Origin of the sequence: Salinivibrio sp. SS3, assembly GCF_001722105.1 — a bacterium.
In the GTDB taxonomy this organism is placed as follows: Bacteria; Pseudomonadota; Gammaproteobacteria; order Enterobacterales; family Vibrionaceae; genus Salinivibrio; species Salinivibrio kushneri.
Map to the genome: position 1 here is coordinate 58,880 of NZ_MEBQ01000022.1, position 15,852 is coordinate 74,731.

Consider the following 15,852-nt stretch of genomic DNA (forward strand, 5'->3'; position numbering starts at 1 on the left):
CTTTTCGTCTGCATACGGTGTGGCGATTAAAGGTCAGTGATAAACCGACTCTCCGCCGTGACCACTTTTTGCTCCTCACCCGATTCGCGTTCCATCACAAAAGTGATATCAGCGATACGCTGTTCCATCTCATAGGTATCAACCGCGAGGCTGATGGGTAATGAGAACACTTCTCCGGCTTGGACATTGACCGTCTGCGGGCCATGCCATTCCACATCGTTTAGCCCATTCACTGACAGCTGATAGATCTCATCCGATTGGGTTTTATTGAGGATTTTTAAGGTATAGGTGTTTTCGACTAATCCTTGGTTGTTGATGCGATAAAGCTGGTTACGGTCACGAATCACATCCAGCTCCATGGGCATCACTGACATCGCCAAATAGATAAACATGGCAGTCACGATAGTCATGACAACCCCGTAGCCAAGGAGCTTAGGTCGCATCACGGCCGTTTTCTTGCCTTCTAGTTTGTGCTCGGTGGTGTAGCTAATCAGTCCACGCTCATAGCCCATGCGATCCATGGTTTCATCGCAGGCATCGATACAGGCACCACAGTTGATACATTCGTATTGCAAGCCATCACGAATATCGATGCCTGTTGGGCAGACTTGCACACATAAATTACAGTCAATGCAGTCACCGAGCCCCAACTCTTTCGGATCTTTTTTACGAGGACGTGGGCCGCGTTTTTCACCGCGCTTGGCATCATACCCGACAATGAAGGTGTCTTTGTCGAACATGGCTGACTGGAAGCGCGCGTAAGGGCACATGTGGATACACATAATCGAGCGCATCCAGCCGGCGTTACCATAGGTACAAGCGGCAAAGAAGATCACCCAAAAACCGACCCAGAAGCTGGTATCAAAGGTGACTAAATCGATGGCTAACTCGCGCATCGGCACAAAGTAGCCGACGAAGGTCATCCCAGTCACCAAGGAGATCGCCCACCACGCTGCATGCTTAGCGGTTTTGCGCGCGGCTAGCTCAGGCGTCAGTTTTAACGAGTCTTGCTTGCGGCGTTTATTGGCCGCGCCTTCGAGTTTTTCCTCAAACCAAATAAACAAAAAGGTCCATACCGTTTGCGGGCATAAGTACCCACACCACACGCGGCCAAGAAAGGTGGTGATGAAGAAAAGGCCAAATGCCGCGAGCATCAACAAGGCAGCCAGCAAGGTAAGGTCTTGTGGCCAGAGTGTGGTGCCAAAAAAGGTAAACTTCTGATTACCGATATCGAGTAAGATGGCTTGGCGTCCTTGGTATGGGAGCCATGGAATGGCGAGGAACACCAGCATGAAAAACCAGCCCATATAGCGTCGCATACGCTGGTAATAGCCTTTTACCGCACGCACATAAATACGATTGCTCGGATTGAATCGGTCGTCAGCCCCTTTGTGAGTTTTGGGGTTGTACTCTTTTGCAGTCACGTCTTTGACGTTGATTTTTTTATCGCTCATGACATTGGCTTTCCTTGGGGTATGGGTCCATGGTGCATTGCCAGGCCCTGATTATCATTGTTGCCTGTAATTGTAGCGCAGCGAATTCCTTGAATACGCTACCAGAGTCATAGTTTGCAACATAGCCACAAACTCAATGAAATCTAGCTATAACAGACGATTAGCCAGACTGCTTTCACGACGATTGCTGAGGCGGGATCCCGCGCGCGCGCAAAATCGCGGCTTTAAAATCGCCTTCACAATCTTTGGCTAGCCCAGGAATGGGGGCATCAGTGTCTTCTAGTCGCATCTTAAGCTGATAGATCAAGGTATCGTCTGATAACGTGGTGATATCCTGACCATGACCCGCTTCATCAGCGATCTGGATGAGCACTTGCATCAGAGAACAGTCAGGGGTTTTTTGCCAAGATTGATTGAGTAGGTCGAGCAGCTCATTGATACGGTGGCATTGCATAGGGCATCCTTAGTGTGGCACGTAAAAAATGCCATTTTGCCCGACCACACTGAAGTGAAACTTAGCCAGGATCAATTTCCGCTCAGGTGGTGATTAATTAATCGGCATCACGCGATTACGGCCTAAGTTTTTAGCTTGATACAAGTGCTGATCGGCACGGTAAATCAGATCGGCACTCGACTCCGTTTTCTCTTCATCATATTCTGCGACGCCAATGGAGACGGTAATATGATCCAAGGTTCGGCCGCGACGTCGGTCTTTGATCACCATGCGATCAATCGCGGCGCGCAATGTTTCGGCGGTGCGTTTGGCGGTACTCAACTTTTTTTGTGGTACCAATAACGCAAACTCCTCGCCCCCATAGCGAAAGGCTTGTACGCCATCCCGACAGTAATCGAGGATCCGCTTAGCGACCTGCTTTAATGCGATATCGCCGAGCACATGACCATAAGTATCATTGAGCTTTTTGAAGTGGTCGAGATCAATGAGTATCAAGCAAAACGGCCAGGTTTGTGGGCTATCAATGTAGGCGGTGAGCTCGCGCTCAAAGGCTGCACGGTTAAGCAAACCGGTTAAGCCATCATGAGTGGCTTGTTCTGTCATCTCTGCCAAGTTTTGCTTCAATTGCGCAATCTCTTGCTGCGCGTCATTAAGCTGGTGCTTAAAGTAGCGGGTCGACTGGGTCAGTGCTTGCGAGTCTTTGACCACGTTGCGTACCACAGCAATGGTCTCATCAATGGATAGCCCTTCGTTTTCGACCCGTGACAGCTGTTCAAAGGTGTTATCGAGTACCGAATGAAAAGCGTCAGTATCTTGGATCGTATCTGACATCGAGTGAGTCATTTCGGTCATCATCGATTCTAAGCTTTGCTTTAATGCATTGATGTCTCGACTATGTTTATCGGCCATGTGTTTTTGGTAGAGCATATCGCTTTGCAGCGGGCTGCAGGTACCGTGCTCATCCACCGTGGCATCGACATCCGCGTTAAGTTTGGCGTCGGTATTGGCGACATAGGTGTACCACAAGGCATAGTTGGTGGGTGTGGTCGGCACCTTATATTTCATCATCAAAGGCACCGCTTTTTTGAGGAAGCTGGTAGATTGCTGAAATTGATCGTCCGACATGGCGTTCCTTTCTGCGTTGTCGATACCAGAGAGCTTTTATTAGTGTATACCCAAAGTGATTGGAACGGCAGTAGACAGCGAAAAACCGTGAGCCTGCAGGCAACAACGCCTGCAGGATAGGATTAAAGGAAGAAAGGACTGGGCTGGAAAAGGCGCTCAACGTCAGGAATGTATTTTTTGTTCACCAAGAACAACACCACATGGTCATCTTGCTGGATCACGGTTTTGTCGTGCGCAATTAACACTTCATCGCCGCGTACCACGGCACCGATCGTGGTACCTGGTGGCAGTTTGATCTCGCCGATAGCGCGCCCGACCACTTTCGAGGTGGATGCATCCCCATGGGCGATTGCCTCGATGGCCTCGGCGGCACCGCGTCGTAGTGACGAGACATTAACAATGTCGGCGCGGCGAACATGGGTGAGCAGCGCAGATATCGTCGCCTGTTGAGGGGAGATGGCAATATCAATTACCCCGCCTTGCACCAAATCCACATAAGCGCCGCGCTGGATAAGCACCATGACTTTTTTGGCGCCAAGGCGTTTCGCCAACATCGCCGACATAATGTTGGCTTCATCTTCGTTGGTGACCGCGATAAACACATCAATCTGATCAATGTGCTCTTCACTGAGCAGCTCTTGGTCGGAGGCGTCACCACAAAAGACCGTGGTTTCTTCCAGTAACTCAGAAAGGTGCTCGGCGCGGGTCGGGTTACGTTCAATCAACTTCACACTGTATTGACGCTCCAACGCCATCGCGAGGCCTGCCCCGATATTACCACCACCAACAATCATGATGCGTTTGTAGGGCTTTTCAAGGCGCTGCAACTCACTCATCACCGAACGAATATGGTTACTCGCGGCGACGAAAAATACTTCGTCATCGGCTTCAATGATGGTGGTACCTTGCGGGCGAATCGGGCGATCACGACGGAAAATAGCGGCGACACGCGTATCCACATGCGGCATATGTTCACGCAGCGCCGACAAGGCCTTTCCGACTAAAGGACCACCGTAATACGCTTTAACCGCAACCAGACCGACCTTTTTGTCAGCAAAACTGACCACCTGTAAGGCACCTGGATATTCAATCAGACGACGAATATAACGGGTCACCAATTCTTCTGGAGCGATAAGGTGGTCAACCGGACACGCATCACTGTTAAACAGTTGCTCTTTCACCGCTAAGTATTCAGGGCTGCGGATCCGGGCAACACGGTTGGGGGTATTAAATCGGGTATACGCGACCTGGCAGGCGATCATATTGGTCTCGTCTGAGTTGGTCACCGCGACCAGCATATCCGCATCTTGAGCCCCCGCCTCTTGCAGCGTGGTCGGATGGCTGGCAAACCCTTGCACCACACGTAAGTCATATTTGTCTTGCAGCTCACGCAGTCGTTCCGGGGCGCGGTCAACAATGGTGATATCGTTGTTTTCCCCCACTAGGTTTTCTGCCAAGGTGCCGCCGACTTGGCCTGCACCCAAGATGATGATTTTCATGCTGCTGTCACTCCCTGCCTAGTCGCATAAAGGCTTTTCTAGGCATGCGTAATAGAAACCGTCCATGTCGTCTTCGCCTGGCAAAATCTGGCGACCAGGCTGCGTTTGCGTGCCGGTGCGCAGTATCGCAGAAGGCTCACGGGCTAAAAAGGCAAGGATTTGCTCGCGGTTTTCATCCGGTAACACTGAGCAAGTGGCGTAAACCAGCGTACCGCCTGGTGCCAATTGCTGCCACATTGCGTCTAAAATCTCTGCCTGTAACGTGACCAGGGCATGAATATCACTGTCACGACGCAGCCACTTTATGTCGGGATGACGTCGGATCACGCCGGTGGCAGAGCAAGGGGCATCCAGCAAAATACGATCAAATGTCGGCCCTTGATACCAAGCGCTCGGCTCGCGGGCATCCGCGTGTTTCACTTCAGCATTAAGGCCCAACCGTGACAGGTTCTCTTTGATCCGCGGCAAGCGGTTTTCATCGGCATCAATGGCCGTCACCATGGCATCAGGCTGATGCTCAAGAATATGACAGGTTTTTCCGCCTGGCGCGGCACAGCAGTCGAGAATATGTTCTGCAGACGCGGGTTGGAGATAATCGACAGCCAGCTGCGCGGCGGCATCTTGTACCGACACCCAGCCTTGGTCAAAGCCGGGTAGGCGAGACACATCACACGGCGCGTCGAGCTTCAGCGCATCCATCGCATCTGGGTGAGCACTGGCACCAATACCGGCTTGTTGCAGCTCGGCGTGGTAGCTTTCTCGTGAATGGTACTGGCGATTGACACGCAGCCACATCGGCGCCTTTTGATGATTTGCCGCCACAATGTCTTGCCAATTTGATGGATAGGCGGCCTGAAGGCGTTTGAGTAACCAGCTGGGATGACAATAAAGCCCGGCCTCGTGTGCTTGACTCGCTTGGTCTAGCGCATCTTGATCGCGTTGATAATTGCGCAAAATGGCGTTAATCAATCCACGTAATTGTGGGCGCTTCAATGGCTTGGTGGCGTTGACAGTTTCAGCCACCGCTGCATGGGCAGGGATCCGCATGTAGCTAATCTGATACAGCCCGACCAGCAGCAAGTGATGGAAAACACGTTGCTTGCCTTTCAGTGGCTTGTCCATCAGAGTTTGGACAATGTGCTCTAAGCGCGGCAGCCAGCGTAAAGTGCCGTAACACATCTCTTGCAACAAGGCGGCATCGCGCGGGGCGATCTGCTGTTGAGCGAGAGGAAGCTGCTGTGACAATGATTGGCCCTGATCGACCACGTGATACAGAACGCGGGCAGCCGCGGCTCTTACATTCATATGTTTACCTATGCAAAGGTCAAATTGGCATCAAACGATGATGTTAGCCAGATAAAAAAAGGCCAGCGTACTGGCCTTATCGTCATGCAGGGCACGATTAACCTACAGTTGGGTACCCGTTTCAAACCATTCACGGCGAGCATTCAGCAGCTCATGTGCTTGCATGGCTTTTTTGCCTGGTGGCTGAAGTTGGGTCAGCTGGATCACGCCTTTTCCGGTCGCGACCTGAATGCCGTGTTTGTCAGTGTTGATCACTGTGCCTGGTGCCGCGTCCACGTCGATATCCAGTGCGTTAGCGTCCCATACCTTGATGTTTTGCTCTCCTAAGGTGAAGTAGCTGATCGGACGTGGGTTAAATGCGCGCACACAACGTTCGATAAAGGCGGCATCTCGCTGCCAATCGATCTGCGCTTCTTGCTTACTCAGCTTTTCAGCGTAGTTGGCTTTGGCATCGTTTTGTGGCTCGGCAAGAATAATGCCGTTAGCCATGTCATTAAGGCAGTCGATCAATGCCTGCGGCCCCAGCTCTGCAAGTCGCTGATACAGGCTGCCACTGGTCTCTTTCTCATCAATGGGTAAGGTGGCAATTTTGAGCATGTCGCCGGTATCGAGCCCCTCATCCATCTGCATGATGGTGACGCCGGTCTCATTGTCGCCGGCCCATACGGCTCGCTCGATAGGGGCCGCGCCACGCCAGCGAGGCAGGATGGAGCCATGGACATTCACACAGCCTAATCGAGGTGTATCCAAGACCGCTTTGGGGAGAATAAGCCCGTAAGCGACCACCACCATCACATCAGCATTCAAGGCAGCCAGCTCGGCTTGCGCTTGTTCATCACGCAAGGTGCGGGGTTGGTAGACGGGTAAGTCATGCTCAAGGGCGAGCTGTTTCACCGGGCTGGCGGTAAGCTTTTTTCCTCGGCCAGCGGGTTTATCTTCACGGCTATAAGCCGCAATCACCTCATGCTCACTGTCGAGCAGGGCTTGCAAATGGCGCGCGGCAAAATCCGGCGTGCCCGCAAATACTATACGCAGCGGTGTGCTCAAAGTGACCTCAACTTGCTTTTTGGTTAGCGCGTTTGATTTTTTCCATCTTCTGCTTGATGCGTTGTCGCTTCAGTGGCGAAAGATAATCAACAAAAAGCTTACCTTCTAGATGGTCAAGCTCATGCTGAACACAAATCGCGAGTAGGTCGTCGGCATCAAACTGAATAGGGTTACCATCGCGATCCAGCGCTTTTACTGTCACTTCGGCCGCACGAGGGACCAATGCACGTGCGCTGGGCACAGATAAGCACCCTTCTTCAATACCATCTTCACCACGCTTTTCGATGATTTCGGGGTTGATAAGCACCATGGGTTGATCACGGGTGTCAGACACATCAATCACCACCATGCGTTGGTGAAAATCTACTTGCGTGGCCGCGAGACCAATACCGTCTTGGGCGTACATGGTTTCAACCATGTCATCAGCCATTTTTTGGATCTCAGGCGTGACAGCATCCACTGGCTTAGCCACGGTGCGAAGGCGCTCATCTGGGAATGTTAATACGTTCAGTAAAGCCATAACGTCTCATAAAAATTGAACTGTGCCGAAAGCGGCACGGGGTAATTGGGTTAATTCTAGACATTTTACCAGCCAATTGACAGCATCAGCATCATTCGTCGGGTGAGGAAGACATTGATGACAAGAAAGCTGTTCAATCTGGCCGCTGCTGGGTTATTGGTTGTCGCGCTACCAATACTGGCAGCCGGTCCTGCCGAGAGTCAGCGTTATGTGGTTGAGCGGGGAGATACCTTGTGGGACATCGCCGCCACTTTTTTTGATAACCCTTGGCAGTGGCCCAAGGTATGGTACGCGAATCCGGATATAAACGATCCCAATCTTATTTACCCCGGTGATGTGCTCACCTTCACATGGCAAGCAGGACAACCTACCGTCAGCTATCAGCCCAAAGAGGCGATCGCGCCGCACGGAAAGGTGTCCGATACACCGGCACTCACCAGCGTTGATTCTAGGCTGCTTCCTTATTTACGACAGGACATGTTGGTCGAAAAAGCGCGCTTGGTCGCCTTGCCTCGCGTGCTTGGCTCGACCGATGGACGTCAATATCTTTCCCTACACGATACCCTATATGTGGATGCCGCGCTGAATGCTAAAGACTGGCAGGTTTTTCGGGTTGAGAAAACTTTCTCGCGCGCCGAAAAGTCAGGCGCTGGCGCCGAATCTACCGCTATGGTGAGCTTAAAACATGTGGCTGATGGGCGTATCCGTGCGCAAAGCCAAGGGCGCAGTGTGCTGACACTGACACGCGTGGTGCAGGAAGTGCGCCCCAATGATGTCTTGTTACCTTTGCCTGAGAACACGTCTCCTCGGTTTTGGCCCCAAGCGGCGCAAATCGACGCCACGTTATTAGGGCACCTCTATGGCAGTGAGTATGTGGCGAATGGCCAGCTTGTGGTGCTCGATAAAGGCGCCAAAGATGGCGTAACCGCCGGGCAAATGTTTACTGTCACTGAAGCTGGCGCCAACGTATTAAATGGCCCCGGTGAGTATCGCTATCAAAACGCGAACGAAAGCACGACACAGGCCATCACACCCATGCCTGATGTGACAGTGGGACAAACCATGGTGGTTCGAGCCTATCCCCAGGTTAGTTTGGCGGTGATCACCCAAGCGCGTCAGCCTATCAAAGCCGGCATGCATGCGGTGCCGCCTTCTCCTCAACCGGCCTATGGACGATAAATCGCTGCGAGGATGGTTGACGCTGACCCAAGTGCCGCGGTTGCGCGTCTCGCAACGGCGCGCGCTGTTGGCCAAAGTGCCCATCGATGCGTTATGTGACCAAACGCATTATGAGCTTGCCGCGGTTGGCTTAACCGCTGATCAATGTCAGGCGATCACCCACCCCAACCATGCCATGATTGAACGCAGCCTTGAGTGGGCGAGGCAAGAGAGTTGCCACCTTATTGGCTTTGATCATCCTGCTTACCCGGCACTACTCGGAGAAATCGCACGGCCACCTTTGATCTTGTATGTGCAAGGGGATCTCTCTTGCTTGGCGATGCCCCAATTGGCGATGGTGGGCAGCCGTCACGCGACCCCACAAGGTTTAGAGACAGCGTATCAATTTGCTAAACAACTGGTTGAGCATGGTGTTGCGATTACCAGTGGGCTTGCGCTCGGCATTGATGGCCGGGCACACAAAGGCGCACTCGAAGGCGGCGGTAAGACTTTGGCGGTGTTGGGAAGCGGACTTGCCAATGTGTATCCCGCGCGACATCGCGCATTGGCCAAGCGAATTGAAGCGCAAGGGGCTCTGGTTTCCGAGTTTTGGCCAGACGCGCCGCCAAGGGCCGAACACTTTCCGCGCCGCAATCGACTGATCAGTGGGTTGTCGGCGGGTGTATTGGTGGTAGAGGCCGCACCGCAAAGTGGGTCACTGATCACGGCGCGTTATGCGCTAGAGCAAAACCGGAGTGTGTTTGCGATTCCCGGTCCCATTGACCAAGTCCAATCGCGCGGTTGCCACCAATTGATAAAACAAGGTGCGGTGTTAGTTGACTGTGTTGATGATATTATAAGTGATGTGGATAGCTTGGTGCAGTTTGCTGTGAGTCAGCAACATGAATTATTTAGTGATGCACCCAAGTTAGATACGCACGAAGGATTGCCATTTTCTGCGCTGTTGGCTAACGTAGGGACTAACGCGACGTGTGTCGACGTACTGGCTGAGCGCTGCAACCAACCGGTTCACGAAATCATGATGCAGTTGTTAGACTTAGAACTCCAGGGGCTTGTAGCAGCAGTACCCGGTGGCTATGTCAGAACGAGGAGGGGCTAGCCATGATGGACATTCTTATGTACCTGTTCGAAACCTACATCCATAGCGATGTGGAAGTGATGATCGATCAGGACGAGTTAGCAGATGAATTGTCCCGCGCGGGTTTTCATCAAGACGATATATATAAAGCCCTGAACTGGCTTGAAAAGCTGGCACAGTTGCAATATGCGGATAAACAGCCTTACCTATCAGGCAGTGCCCAAAGCTCGATTCGAATCTATACCGAGCAAGAAACACGCTTTATCGACCAAGAAAGCCGAGGCTTCCTCTTATTCTTAGAGCAGGCTGGGGTGCTGTCACCGGAAACGCGTGAAATGGTGATCGATCGGGTGATGGAACTCGAGACCCAAGAATTTGGTCTTGATGACCTAAAATGGGTGATTTTGATGGTGCTGTTTAACGTGCCCGGTAACGAGCGTGCGTATACACAGATGGAAGACATGCTGTACGACGCACAAGAGGGATACGTGCACTAACGCTTCTCAACAACAGTGAAAGGTGTGAATGAGTAAAGAAAACACCCCGAACACCCACGAGCGCTGCCCGGAATGTGGCAGCGCTCTTGCGTTTAAATCGGGCAAACGAGGCCCGTTTTTGGCCTGTACGGCCTACCCAGACTGCCACTATACCAAGGCGTTACATCATGGCGATGGCCATGTAGTAAAAGCGCTTGGCGTGGCTTGCCCGGCGTGTCATCAGGGGGAGTTGGTGTTACGCCAAGGTCGATTCGGTATGTTTATTGGCTGCGATCAATTCCCGCAATGCACGCATATTGAAAAACCGGACGAACCGGATCACACCACGTTGACTTGCCCAGCCTGCCATAAAGGTGAGCTGGTGGAGCGTACCTCGCGTTACGGTAAGCGTTTTTTTGCCTGTGACCAGTACCCTAAGTGCCATTTTGCAGTAAACGCACAACCGATAGCTGGCACCTGCGAACAATGTGGCTTTGCGCTGCTGGTGGAGCGTAAGAAAGGCGGCAAGACGGTGCATCAATGTGCCGATAAGCCCTGCAGCGCGATTCAAGGTGAATCGGCTGCAGAATCGGAGAGTGAGGATTAGTCGGTTTGCGCGGCGAGAGCCAAGGCAGCGGATTTTAAACCGTGAAAAGCATTGTCAGGGAGGTAGCTGGCGAGGCTGGCTAACTTGGTGGCAAGCGCTGCGTTCGATGTGGCCGTGACATTAATATGGCCCACTTTGCGCCCCGGACGAGGCGTTTTGTTGTACCAATGCACATGGGCATCACGATAGGTTGCAAGCGGGACACTGCCTTGGCCTAAGATATTGATCATCGCCGTCGGCTGGATTAACTCGGTCGGGCCGAGGGGTAAGCCGCTGACGGCGCGCAGGTGGTTTTCAAACTGGCAACACGCGCTACCTTGCTGTGTCCAGTGACCGGAGTTATGCACCCGAGGTGCGATTTCGTTCACCAGCAAGCTGCCGTCCACATCAAAGAATTCCACTGCGAGCACACCCACATAGTTCAGCGCGCTGGCAATCTTTTCCAACATATCCGCTGCTTGTGTTTGCAAAGCATCCTCATCCGGGCGCACCACAGACAAGGTCAATATCCCATCATGGTGGTGGTTTTGGGTCAGGCTATAACTGGCAAATTCACCATTCGCGCCACGCACACCAATTAGTGACACTTCTCGGTCAAAAGGGATCATGGCTTCGGCAATGATGGCTTGCCCATCGCGCTGTCCGGGCGCGGTGAGAAAGGCGTCGAGTTCTGCCCACAATGTGTGCAGATCATCGCCGTCACGATAGCGCCATTGTCCTTTGCCGTCATAACCATCCAAGGTACTTTTGAGGACCAAGGGCGCGCCCAGTGCGTCGACTGCCTTTTCTAAATCCGCCTGTGTATACACCACACGGTACGGCGCATTGGCGACGCCTGCTTGCATCAGTAGGGCTTTCTCAATTTGGCGATCGCCACCGGTTAGAATTGCCTGGGCGCTGGGGCGTAATTTCCCGCTTTGCTCACAGTGATGCAAGATATCGGCGGGGATGTGCTCAAATTCCGCGGTGATAATATCTGCGCCGGCGATGGCCGTATTGAGGCCGTGCCCCAGTGGTTGCAGCGTCAGTGGGTGAATAATGTCGCCACTACGCACATCATAGGCGCTGACGATAAGATTGAGCGGCGCACCGGCCAAGGCCATCATCCGAGCCAGTTGTCCCGCGCCTAAAACCAGAATATTCATGGCCTTACCCTTGTGGGTTGGGTTGAGCGAGAACAGCCTCAGTTTGCGCTTGGCGAAACGCATCCACTTTTGCCATCAAATCAGGGTCGGCCGTGGCGAGAATTTGTGCGGCAAGGAGGCCTGCATTCGCGGCGCCTGCGTCACCAATGGCGAGCGTACCCACTGCCACGCCTTTAGGCATTTGAGCAATAGAAAGCAATGAGTCCATCCCCTTTAACGCTTTTGACTGGACCGGCACGCCGAGCACCGGCAGGCTGGTGTGTGCGGCGGTCATCCCAGGCAAATGGGCGGCACCACCGGCGCCGGCAATAATCACTTTTATCCCGCGCTCGGCCGCTTGTTGGGCGTAGTCGGCCAGTAACTGTGGTGTGCGATGGGCGGAGACAATACGGGTTTCGTAAGGGATGGCAAAGTGATCCAACATAGCCGCTGCATGTGTCATGGTAGGCCAATCGGATTGCGAGCCCATGATGATACCGACAGTCATAATACGTCCTTCTTGATGACAAGCGTGAATAGGTTAAGCTGATCGTGGCGCGAATTATACCCAGATTTCATCGTAAGGAAAACGTTTGCGTCAGCGGTGAGGGATGAAATTCCGTCAAGATCCCAGTGCGTGGATCAGGTAAAGTAAGCACATAGTCTCAGTAACAAAGGATGTGAGCGTGGCACACGGTCAGTCGACAATTGATAAGCAAGCCGTGAAGGCTTTTTTCCTCCAGCTTCAAGATGATATTTGCCAACAGCTTGCGCAACAAGATGGTCAAGCGCATTTTATTGAAGATGCGTGGGAGCGTGAGAAAGGAGGCGGTGGCCGCAGTCGCGTCCTGCGTCAGGGCCAAGTATTTGAGCAAGCGGGAGTGAACTTCTCGCACGTATTTGGCGATCAAATGCCTGCCTCGGCGACCGCGCACCGCCCAGAGCTTGCCGGTCGCTGTTTTGAGGCCATGGGGGTGTCGTTAGTGATCCATCCTCACAACCCTTACGTGCCGACCTCACACGCGAACGTGCGGTTTTTCATTGCCGAAAAAGAAGGCGCTGATCCTGTGTGGTGGTTTGGCGGCGGCTTTGACCTTACGCCTTTCTATCCGTTCGAAGAAGACTGCCAGCACTGGCATGAGACCGCCAAAGCTTTGTGCGCGCCCTTTGGTGATAGCGTGTACGCTGATCACAAAGCATGGTGCGATCGCTATTTTTATCTGCCCCATCGCGATGAAACCCGTGGCGTCGGCGGGCTTTTCTTTGATGATTTGAACCAGTGGCCATTCGAGCAGTGCTTTGCCTATACCCAAGCGGTTGGAAAAGGTTTTATCGATGCTTACCTGCCGATTGTACAGCGCCGCAAGGCAACGCCCTATGGTGAGCGTGAACGCGATTTCCAGCTTTACCGCCGCGGACGCTATGTCGAATTTAACTTGGTGTATGACAGAGGCACGCTATTTGGCTTACAAAGTGGCGGGCGCACCGAGTCTATCCTGATGTCGATGCCGCCGATGGCGCGCTGGGAATATAATTGGTCACCCGATGAAGACGCGCCGGAAGCGAGACTCTATCGCGACTACCTTAAACCGAGGGAGTGGTAACAGATGACCGATCGTTATTGTGTGGTCGGCCACCCGATTGGCCATAGCAAGTCGCCGCAGATCCACGCCGCATTTGCGACGCAAACCCAACAAGACATCGACTATCAAGCCATTGAGGCGCCGCTTGAAGGCTTTGTGACCAGTATGCAGGCGTTTTTTGCCCAAGGAGGGTGTGGCGCCAATGTGACCGTTCCTTTTAAACAGCAAGCGTATGACTGGGTCGATACACTGACAGAGCGTGCCCGCCGCGCCGGTGCCGTGAATACGCTGGTTAAGCAAAACGATGGTTCTCTACTGGGTGATAATACGGATGGGGCAGGTTTGGTGACTGATTTGCACTACCACCGTGTGGCACTGCGCGATAAGCGTATTATGGTTGTGGGAGCGGGCGGTGCAGCACGGGGTGTGTTGCTTCCTTTACTGGAGCAAGCGCCAGCATCGCTGATGATTGTCAATCGCACCGAGCAAAAAGCCCAGCAATTAGCCGCTGCATTTGGTGAGGCCGGACCGATCACTAGTCATGCGGTGGATAGCCCCATGGCGGCGCCGGTCGATGTGATCATTAACGCGACCTCGGCGAGTTTACATCAAAACCATCCTCCTCTCCCTCACGGCGCGATTGGTCCAGCGACCACTGTCTATGACATGGTGTATCAAGCTGGCAGCACAACCAGTAACCAGTGGGCGCAACGCCAAGGAGCAGGACGGTGTTTAGACGGTTTGGGCATGTTGGTGGAACAAGCGGCGGAAAGCTTTGCTATATGGCGCGGCTGTCGGCCACAAACCGAACGTGTGCGTGAGCAGTTAAGAGAGGCACTCAATCAATGAATCAATCCCTTATTCTGGCTGCGGACGAAGCGCAGGTCGATACGGCAAAGGCGCGTATTTGTTTTTACGGCCAACTTAATGGTGCATTGTTACCATGCGCTGTCCGCTTTACTACCTTATCTGAGCTCGCCGACTGTGCGGTAGACTCGGATAATGCGCAGACGATCGTTGAACAGGTTTGGTTTGATATTGAAGAGCAAATGGAAGCGGCCATCGAATCAGAAGCGTTTGAACCCGATGGCAGCTTGGTGATCTAGCGCTCGCAGCGGTAGATGTCTTTGGTGTCGACATAGTTTTGCGCTGAGCGTGCAAAATAAGCACGCTCTTTGTCGGTAAGGGGGCGAACCTGTTTGACCGGTGAGCCAACATACAGGTAGCCGCTCTCTAAGCGTTTTCCGGGCGGGACTAAACTGCCAGCGCCAATCAGCACTTCATCTTCAATCACAGCGTCATCGAGAATAATCGTCCCCATTCCGACTAGGACTCGGTTGCCAATCCGGCAGCCGTGTAACATGACCTTGTGGCCGATTGTCACTTCTTCGCCAATGATCAGCGGGTAACCTTGTGGGTTTTCGGCATTTTTATGGGTGACATGAAGGACTGAGCCATCTTGTACATTGGTCCGTGCGCCAATCTGGATATGGTTCACGTCACCACGTGCCGCAACCAACGGCCAAATACTCACATCATCGCCTAGCGTAATATCGCCAGCCAATACACTGGATTCATCAATATAGACGCGCTCGCCAAGCTGAGGCGTCATGCCTTTATAGGCGCGCAGCTGTTTTACCATCACAGATCCCTCTTTTCTCTCTTAACAGTGCTAAATAGCGGCGAGTTTGATACCAGTTTTACACCCTAGCGAGCAAAAAAACAGCGAGTGACAGTTTTTTTCTAAAAAACACCTAAAAAGGACTTGCCAACCTGATCAGCTTCTCTATAATGCGCCTCCATCGACACGGCACGCAGGGCAAGCGTTCAGCGAGCATGTCGAGGCAAAAAATCGAATAAAAATAAACGCTTGACGTGAGTTTTTAAAAGATTAAGATAGCCGTCCACTTAACGCTAAGCGTTAGGGAAGTCAAAAAGAGGTTTTGTTTCACCCGGTTGGGTTGAAAATAAAAGATAAAATTTCTTCTTGACTTTAACGGTAAGGCGCGTAAGATACGCAGCCCTGGCCAAGCGAAGCGCCGCTTCGCACAGTCAACGCTCTTTAACAATTTGACCTATGCAATCTGTGTGGGCACTCGTTAAGAATAGACAAAAAGATTTATTCGATGAACTGAGTGACCAAACGACAACTTTTATAGTTGTTCGGCACAGTCAATTCGTTTGTCTCGTAAGAGACGAACAAAACAGTATTTATCGAGCCGTTTGTCTTTCCTTTATAGGAAAGCAAACAAAAGAACTTAAATTGAAGAGTTTGATCATGGCTCAGATTGAACGCTGGCGGCAGGCCTAACACATGCAAGTCGAGCGGAAACGGCAGCATTGAAGCTTCGGTGGATTTGCTGGACGTCGAGCGGCGGACGGGTGAGTAACGGCTGGGAAC

At 52.5% G+C, this 15,852-nt stretch carries 17 protein-coding genes and 1 rRNA gene; 8 read left to right on the forward strand and 10 right to left on the reverse strand.

Annotated elements, in window-relative coordinates:
• Positions 1-26: 26 nt before the first annotated feature.
• The 7 genes from ccoG to def all read right to left on the reverse strand — a co-directional run bounded on the left by ccoG (position 27) and on the right by def (position 7,404).
• On the reverse strand, positions 27-1,454 hold the full coding sequence (ccoG, locus tag BGL48_RS09145) for a cytochrome c oxidase accessory protein CcoG (RefSeq protein ID WP_069362346.1): 1,428 nt from the start codon (positions 1,452-1,454) through the stop codon (positions 27-29).
• A gap of 175 nt (positions 1,455-1,629) precedes the next feature.
• Positions 1,630-1,908: a YihD family protein gene (locus tag BGL48_RS09150; RefSeq protein ID WP_069362347.1), complete on the reverse strand. Its 279-nt coding sequence runs from the start codon at positions 1,906-1,908 to the stop codon at positions 1,630-1,632.
• 93 nt (positions 1,909-2,001) lie between these two features.
• A complete protein-coding gene (locus tag BGL48_RS09155) occupies positions 2,002-3,033 on the reverse strand; it encodes a GGDEF domain-containing protein (protein ID WP_069362348.1) in 1,032 nt (343 codons plus the stop codon).
• 122 nt (positions 3,034-3,155) lie between these two features.
• The gene (gene trkA / locus BGL48_RS09160) at positions 3,156-4,532 is read right to left on the reverse strand and encodes a Trk system potassium transporter TrkA (protein ID WP_069362349.1); all 1,377 of its coding nucleotides are present in this window, start codon (positions 4,530-4,532) and stop codon (positions 3,156-3,158) included.
• Positions 4,533-4,550: 18 nt separating this feature from the next.
• A complete protein-coding gene (gene rsmB / locus BGL48_RS09165) occupies positions 4,551-5,837 on the reverse strand; it encodes a 16S rRNA (cytosine(967)-C(5))-methyltransferase RsmB (RefSeq protein ID WP_069362350.1) in 1,287 nt (428 codons plus the stop codon).
• Positions 5,838-5,939: 102 nt separating this feature from the next.
• Positions 5,940-6,884 carry a methionyl-tRNA formyltransferase gene (fmt, locus tag BGL48_RS09170; RefSeq protein ID WP_069362351.1) on the reverse strand — a complete coding sequence of 315 codons (945 nt, stop codon included), beginning with the start codon at positions 6,882-6,884 and terminating at the stop codon, positions 5,940-5,942.
• Positions 6,885-6,891: 7 nt separating this feature from the next.
• A complete protein-coding gene (def, locus tag BGL48_RS09175; protein ID WP_069362352.1) occupies positions 6,892-7,404 on the reverse strand; it encodes a peptide deformylase in 513 nt (170 codons plus the stop codon).
• 117 nt (positions 7,405-7,521) lie between these two features.
• Between def and BGL48_RS09180 the strand changes: the two genes are divergently transcribed.
• Genes BGL48_RS09180 through BGL48_RS09195 form a run of 4 tightly spaced genes read left to right on the forward strand, consistent with a single transcriptional unit; the run spans position 7,522 to position 10,744 of the window.
• Positions 7,522-8,583 (forward strand): LysM peptidoglycan-binding domain-containing protein, encoded by a 1,062-nt coding sequence (locus BGL48_RS09180; protein WP_069362353.1) that lies wholly within the window; start codon positions 7,522-7,524, stop codon positions 8,581-8,583.
• Complete coding sequence (gene dprA, locus BGL48_RS09185) at positions 8,573-9,682, forward strand: DNA-processing protein DprA (protein ID WP_069362354.1); 1,110 nt, start codon at positions 8,573-8,575, stop codon at positions 9,680-9,682. Before BGL48_RS09180 ends, dprA begins: the two co-directional genes overlap by 11 nt.
• A gap of 2 nt (positions 9,683-9,684) precedes the next feature.
• The gene (locus BGL48_RS09190; protein WP_069362355.1) at positions 9,685-10,158 is read left to right on the forward strand and encodes a DUF494 family protein; all 474 of its coding nucleotides are present in this window, start codon (positions 9,685-9,687) and stop codon (positions 10,156-10,158) included.
• Between the two features lie 28 nt (positions 10,159-10,186).
• On the forward strand, positions 10,187-10,744 hold the full coding sequence (locus BGL48_RS09195) for a DNA topoisomerase family protein (RefSeq protein WP_069362356.1): 558 nt from the start codon (positions 10,187-10,189) through the stop codon (positions 10,742-10,744).
• Here BGL48_RS09195 and BGL48_RS09200 read toward each other — a convergent pair.
• Together BGL48_RS09200 and purE are read right to left on the reverse strand one after the other, a co-directional pair.
• Positions 10,741-11,889 (reverse strand): 5-(carboxyamino)imidazole ribonucleotide synthase, encoded by a 1,149-nt coding sequence (locus tag BGL48_RS09200; protein ID WP_069362357.1) that lies wholly within the window; start codon positions 11,887-11,889, stop codon positions 10,741-10,743. The genes BGL48_RS09195 and BGL48_RS09200 overlap by 4 nt on opposite strands.
• 4 nt (positions 11,890-11,893) lie before the next feature.
• Positions 11,894-12,376, reverse strand: a complete 483-nt coding sequence (gene purE / locus BGL48_RS09205) for a 5-(carboxyamino)imidazole ribonucleotide mutase (RefSeq protein ID WP_069362358.1) — start codon at positions 12,374-12,376, stop codon at positions 11,894-11,896.
• Positions 12,377-12,554: 178 nt separating this feature from the next.
• On the opposite strand from purE, the gene hemF reads away from it, so the two are divergent.
• From hemF to BGL48_RS09220, 3 genes are read left to right on the forward strand one after another with little or no spacing between them, the layout of a single operon-like run.
• The gene (gene hemF, locus BGL48_RS09210) at positions 12,555-13,472 is read left to right on the forward strand and encodes an oxygen-dependent coproporphyrinogen oxidase (RefSeq protein ID WP_069362359.1); all 918 of its coding nucleotides are present in this window, start codon (positions 12,555-12,557) and stop codon (positions 13,470-13,472) included.
• A 3-nt stretch (positions 13,473-13,475) separates the two neighbouring features.
• Positions 13,476-14,300, forward strand: a complete 825-nt coding sequence (gene aroE / locus BGL48_RS09215; protein ID WP_069362360.1) for a shikimate dehydrogenase — start codon at positions 13,476-13,478, stop codon at positions 14,298-14,300.
• Positions 14,297-14,557 (forward strand): DUF1488 family protein, encoded by a 261-nt coding sequence (locus BGL48_RS09220; protein WP_069362361.1) that lies wholly within the window; start codon positions 14,297-14,299, stop codon positions 14,555-14,557. Before aroE ends, BGL48_RS09220 begins: the two co-directional genes overlap by 4 nt.
• On the opposite strand, the gene BGL48_RS09225 is transcribed toward BGL48_RS09220, so the two are convergent.
• Positions 14,554-15,093, reverse strand: a complete 540-nt coding sequence (locus BGL48_RS09225) for a gamma carbonic anhydrase family protein (protein WP_069362362.1) — start codon at positions 15,091-15,093, stop codon at positions 14,554-14,556. The genes BGL48_RS09220 and BGL48_RS09225 overlap by 4 nt on opposite strands.
• A 618-nt stretch (positions 15,094-15,711) precedes the next feature.
• Here BGL48_RS09225 and BGL48_RS09230 point away from each other — a divergent pair.
• A 16S ribosomal RNA gene (locus tag BGL48_RS09230) occupies positions 15,712-15,852 on the forward strand; the annotation flags it as partial.